Origin of the sequence: Streptomyces sp. DvalAA-14 (assembly GCF_900091855.1) — a bacterium.
Taxonomy (GTDB): Bacteria; Actinomycetota; Actinomycetes; order Streptomycetales; family Streptomycetaceae; genus Actinacidiphila.
Genome location: NZ_FMCH01000425.1, coordinates 1 through 5067, shown reverse-complemented (window position 1 = coordinate 5067; position 5067 = coordinate 1). Strand labels below are relative to the sequence as shown.

General features: G+C 72.6%; 6 protein-coding genes. 2 read left to right on the top strand and 4 right to left on the bottom strand.

The features are described from left to right. Positions 1 to 1863: N-acetylmuramoyl-L-alanine amidase (locus tag GA0115240_RS22905; RefSeq protein ID WP_237555133.1), on the top strand; the 1863-nt coding region annotated here is incomplete at its 5' end. Between the two features lie 82 nt (positions 1864 to 1945). Here the strand turns inward: GA0115240_RS22905 and GA0115240_RS22900 are convergent. Both GA0115240_RS22900 and rpmG read right to left on the bottom strand, forming a co-directional pair. Further along, positions 1946 to 2197 (bottom strand): type B 50S ribosomal protein L31, encoded by a 252-nt coding sequence (locus GA0115240_RS22900; RefSeq protein WP_093739157.1) that lies wholly within the window; start codon positions 2195 to 2197, stop codon positions 1946 to 1948. 80 nt (positions 2198 to 2277) lie between these two features. Then, complete coding sequence (gene rpmG / locus GA0115240_RS22895; protein WP_093739155.1) at positions 2278 to 2442, bottom strand: 50S ribosomal protein L33; 165 nt, start codon at positions 2440 to 2442, stop codon at positions 2278 to 2280. Between the two features lie 235 nt (positions 2443 to 2677). Between rpmG and GA0115240_RS22890 the strand changes: the two genes are divergently transcribed. Next, positions 2678 to 3211, top strand: a complete 534-nt coding sequence (locus GA0115240_RS22890; RefSeq protein ID WP_346267972.1) for a hypothetical protein — start codon at positions 2678 to 2680, stop codon at positions 3209 to 3211. 38 nt (positions 3212 to 3249) lie between these two features. Here the strand turns inward: GA0115240_RS22890 and zwf are convergent, their stop codons facing one another. Beyond that, a complete protein-coding gene (zwf, locus tag GA0115240_RS22885) occupies positions 3250 to 4662 on the bottom strand; it encodes a glucose-6-phosphate dehydrogenase (RefSeq protein ID WP_093739159.1) in 1413 nt (470 codons plus the stop codon). 175 nt (positions 4663 to 4837) lie between these two features. Continuing rightward, positions 4838 to 5067: CsbD family protein (locus GA0115240_RS22880; RefSeq protein ID WP_346267971.1), on the bottom strand; the 230-nt coding region annotated here is incomplete at its 5' end.

Genomic DNA, 5067 nt, shown 5'->3' with positions numbered 1-5067 from the left:
CCGAGCGCCGGGCCGAGCGCCGGGCCGAGCGCCGGGCCGGGCGCCGGAGCGGGCGCCGAACAGGCGCAGTTCGCCGCGGCGGCCGCGGAGTTCCACGTACCCGGGACGGTACTGCTGGCGGTGGCGTACCAGGAGTCCGGATGGGTCGCGCACCCCGGCGCGTACAACACCGGTGGCGGCTACGGCCCGATGAACCTCACCGACGTCACCGAGCGGATGCTGTCCGGCGGCGGAGCCGGCGCGGCCGGCCGCGCCGATCTCGGGGCGCTGGCCGCCGATCCGGCGCTGCACACCCTGAGGGCCGCCGCGAAACTCACCGGGATCCCCGACCGACAACTGCGCGACAGCACCGCGCAGAACATCCGCGGCGGCGCGGCGCTGCTCGCCTCCTACCAGCAGGACGTGACCGGCGGCACCTCGGCCGACCCGGCCGACTGGTACGGCGCGGTGGCCCGCTACAGCGGCTCCGGCGACGAGAAGGCGGCCGCCTCGTTCGCCGACCACGTCTTCGCCCGGATGACGTCGGGGGCCCGGCTGACCACCTCCGAGGGGCAGCGCGTCGAACTGCCCGCCGACCCGTCGATCCGGCCCGCCACCGGCCAGCTGTCCCGGCTCGGTCTGCAGCCGGCCGCGGACACCACCGCGCAGTGCCCGTCCGGCCTGGACTGCCGGTTCCTCCCGGCGGCGACGACCAACTACCAGGTGGCCAACCGGCCGGCCGACGGCATGGACGTCAAGTACATCGTCATCCACGACACCGAGTCCTCCTACCAGTCGGCCGTCAACGCCTTCCAGACCTCCGGGAACGGGGACTCGGCACACTACGTCATGCGCGCCTCGGACGGCGCGATCACCCAGATGGTCGCCGACAAGGACCTCGCCTTCCACGACGGCAACTACTGGTTCAACATGCACTCGATCGGGATCGAGCACGAGGGATACGCCGCCCAGGGCGCGACCTGGTACACCCAGGAGCAGTACCAGGACACGGCCGCCCTGGTGGCGTACCTCGCCGCGCGCTACGACATCCCGCTCGACCGCGAGCACATCATCGGCCATGACAACGTCCCCGGCCCGCAGAGCAGTTACGTCGTGGGCATGCACTGGGACCCCGGACCGTACTGGGACTGGTCCTCCTTCATGGCCCTGCTCGGCGCCCCGACGGACACCGGCGGGCACGGCGTGGCACCGGTCGGCTCCGCGGTGACCATCACGACCGGCTTCACCGGCAACCAGCAGACCGTCAACGTCTGCGCGGCCGACGACCCGACCGGCGCCACCAAGGCGTGCACCGACCGGGCCGCGCCCGCCAACTTCCTGTACGTCCGCACCGCCCCCAGCGCGACCGCGCCGCTGTTCGCCGACCCGGCCATCCACCCGGGGGCCGCGGCCGGCACCGACTCGATCCACGACTGGGGCAGCACCGTGTCGGACGGGCAGCAGTTCGTGGTGGCCGGCAGCAGCGGCGACTGGACGGCGATCTGGTTCAGCGGCCAGAAGGTGTGGTTCGCCAACCCGGACGGCCGCAACACCACGCCGGCCCAGGGGGTGCGGATCGTCACCGGGGCCGGCGCGTCGCCGGTGGCCGTCTACGGCCAGGGCTATCCGCAGCCGTCGGAGTATCCCGCGGGGCGGACCCCCTCGACGCAGGCCCCGCTCACCGCCTACTCGATCCCGGCCGGCCAGGCCTATGTCGCCACCCGGCCGCCGGTCGCCACCGACGACTTCTTCGCCGCCGGCGACGCGCTGGTGGTCGGGGCCGGACAGATGTACACGATCCAGCTCGACCACCGGGTGGCGCTGGTGAACGCGGCCGACGTCACGGCGTCGGCCGCCCCCGCCCCGGCGGCCATCGGCCACTGACGGAGCCCGCGGCGCCGTGGCCGACGAGAAAGCGCCCGCCCCCGGCCAGCAGGCCGGGGGCGGGCGCGTTCGGTGACCGCGGTCAGGAGCTGTCGCCGCCGTAGCGGCGGTTGAACCGCTCGACCCGGCCAGCGGTGTCCATGACACGGGCGTTACCGGTGTAGAAGGGGTGGCTCGCCGAGGAGATCTCCACGTCCACGACCGGGTACGTCGACCCGTCCTCCCACACGACCGTGCCGTTGCCGGCGGCGGTCGAACGGCTGAGGAAGCTCATTCCGGCGGCCTTGTCGCGGAACACGACGGGATGGTAGTCGGGGTGGATGACGTTCTTCACGGGTGCCCTCGCTCTCTGCTGAGTGCGGTGTGCGTTTGTGCGGTGTTCGGTGCTGCGGAGTGCCGTGCTGCGGTGTGCGGTCAGCGCTCTTCGCGGAAGAGCACGTGCCGGCGCGCGACCGGGTCGTACTTGGTCAGCTGCAGCCGGTCGGGATCGTTGCGGCGGTTCTTGCGGGTGACGTAGGCGTAACCCGTCCCTGCCGAGGAGCGCAGCTTGACGATCGGACGCAGTTCACTACGGGCCATGTCCTGCCCCCCTTCCTGGGGGTCCCACCCGATGTTCCGGTGGAACGGTTTTCGTTCTCGGTTCGCCTGCTGTAACACATCCCCCGCACCTCGCATTCCCCGGCGCCCGCCGCCGCCGGCGGTCGCCGTCCGGGTGCCGCGGGCCGGGCTCCCGGGTGCCGCCGGCCCGTGCGGGCTATAGATGTCCTGTCACCGCGGCGCACGCTGCGTGACGGCGCGGAGAGGAAGCGGGCGAGTGGACGAAGACGGCGCGGTGTCCGGCAGCCCCCGGCCCATGCTCGCCCAGCGGCGCGGCGAGCCCCTGCAGCGTCTGCTGTTCGGCGGCGTGTACGGGACGGTGCTGGCCAGCGCGCTGGCCGCGGCCCTCGACCACGACAGCGGACCGGCCGACCCGGGGTACGACGCGCTGTGGATCCTGGTGGGCGCGGTCTCCTCGGCCGCCGCGCACGGCTACGCGCACGCCATCGCCCACCGGATGCCCGGCGAGAAGCAGGTGACCGCCCGGACGGTCCGGTCGGTGCTGACCGAGTGGCCGCTGGTCGCCGCCGTCGTGCCGACCCTGGCCACCCTGCTCGGCGCGCACGCCGGGTGGTGGGACGAGGAGAGCGGGATCGATGTCGCCCTGGTCATCAACACCGCGGCGCTGTTCGGCTGGGGGCTGCTGGCGGCCCGGGTGGCGGGGCAGGCCTGGCCGGGTGCCTGCCGGGTCGGCGCGGTGGACGTGCTGCTCGGCCTGTGCATCGTGGCGGTGAACGTGCTCAGCCACTGACCCGGCCCGCCGACCCGACCCCGCCGGCCGGCGCCGGGTCATCCCTCGCCGGGGCCCGCCTCCGGCGCCCAGGGCCGCATCCAGGGCAGATGGCCGCGGAGCAGATCGTCCGCCTGCGAGGGTCCCCAGGACCCGGAGGCGTACTGGACCACGGCCGGCGGCCGGTCCAGCAGCGGCTGCAGGATCCGCCACGTCTCCTCCACGGCGTCCTCGCGGGTGAACAGCGAGCGGTCGCCCGCGAGCGCGTCGTGCAGCAGGCGTTCGTAGGGGGTGGGCGGTTTGCCGAGTTCGCTGGTGAAGGGGAGATCGAGGTGGACCTCGCGGGCCCCGGAGCCGTCGGCGCCCTTGGAGAGCATGGTCAGGCGCAGCCCGGGATCGGGATCGATCCGCAGGATCGCCTGGTTCGGTGTCGGGTGGGTCGGGCCGGGGACAGCGGCGGCGATCCGCTGTTTGAAGATCACCCTGATCTCGGTGGACCGGGTGGCCAGGGCCTTGCCGGCCCGGATGAAGAACGGCACGCCCGCCCAGCGCTCGTTGTCCACCTCCAGCCGCAGGGCCACGTAGGTCTCGGTGCCGGAGCCGGCCCGCACGCCGGCCACCTGGTCGTATCCCTCGTACTGGCCGCGCACCGTCCGGACCGGGTCGACGTCGCTGATGGCCCGGAAGACCTTGGCCCGTTCGTCCCACAGGGCGGCGTCGCCCATGTCGGCCGGCGGGTCCATGGCGATCAGCGCGAGCACTTGCAGCAGGTGGTTCTGCACCACGTCCCGCAGCGCGCCGACGCCGTCGTAGAAGCTGCCGCGGTCCTCCACCCCGAAGTCCTCGGCCAGCGTGATCTGCACCGCGGCGATGTGTTCGCGGTGCCAGACCGGTTCCAGGATAGTGTTGGCGAAGCGCAGGGTGGTGATGTCCAGCACCGGCTGCTTGCCCAGGAAGTGGTCGATGCGCAGGATCTGGTCCTCGTTCAGGACCTGGTGCAGCGCCTGGTTGAGGCTCCGAGCCGAGGCGAGGTCGTGGCCGAAGGGCTTCTCGATCAGGACCCGGCTGTTCGTCGTCAGACCGGCCCGGCCCAGCGCGCCGACCACGCCGGAGAACAGCGACGGCGGGATCTCCAGGTAGAACAGCGGCCTGCGGGTACCCTTCATCCGCTCGGCCAGCCGCTGGAAGGTGGACGGCGCGTCGAATTCACCCTGCAGGTACGAGAACCGCTGCTTCAGCCGGCTCAGGGCGCCGGCGTCCACCTCGCCCCCGTCGGCGCGGGCCGCGGCCTCGATCGCGTGGTGCAGATCGTCCGGGGACCAGTTCTCGCGGGCCACTCCGAGGACCGGGCAGTCCAGCCGGCCCGCCACCTCCAGGAGGTAGAGGGAGCGGAGTGTCATCTTGCGGGCGAGGTCCCCGGTGATCCCGAAGATCACCAGTGCGTCGGCTGCCTGCCCTGCCGGCTCGCTCATCTGCGGTGTGCCTTCGGTCGTGACCACCCGTGGGGCCGGGGCCGCTACCGGCGGCGAGGCGTCAGATCGTCAGTCAGCACCCTACGCACCGCCGTGTCCCCTGGCGACGGAACCCGCCGGATACGCGAACGGGCCCCGGCCGGAGGCCGGCCGGGGCCCGAGGTGGGGCGAGGTGTCACTTCCGGTCGTCGTCGCGGTTGTCGTCGCGCCGGATCGACTGCATGGAGTTGTCGTCCTCGTCGCGCATGTCGTCGCGCATGTCGCCCATGGCCTCCTTGGCCTGGCCCTTCATGTGCTCGCCCTTGCCCGCGGCCTGCTCGCTCCGGTTGCCCGTCGCCTTGCCCTTCATCTCCTTGGCCTTGCCCTTCATCTTGTCCATCGCGCCGTCGTCGCCCATGGGAACTC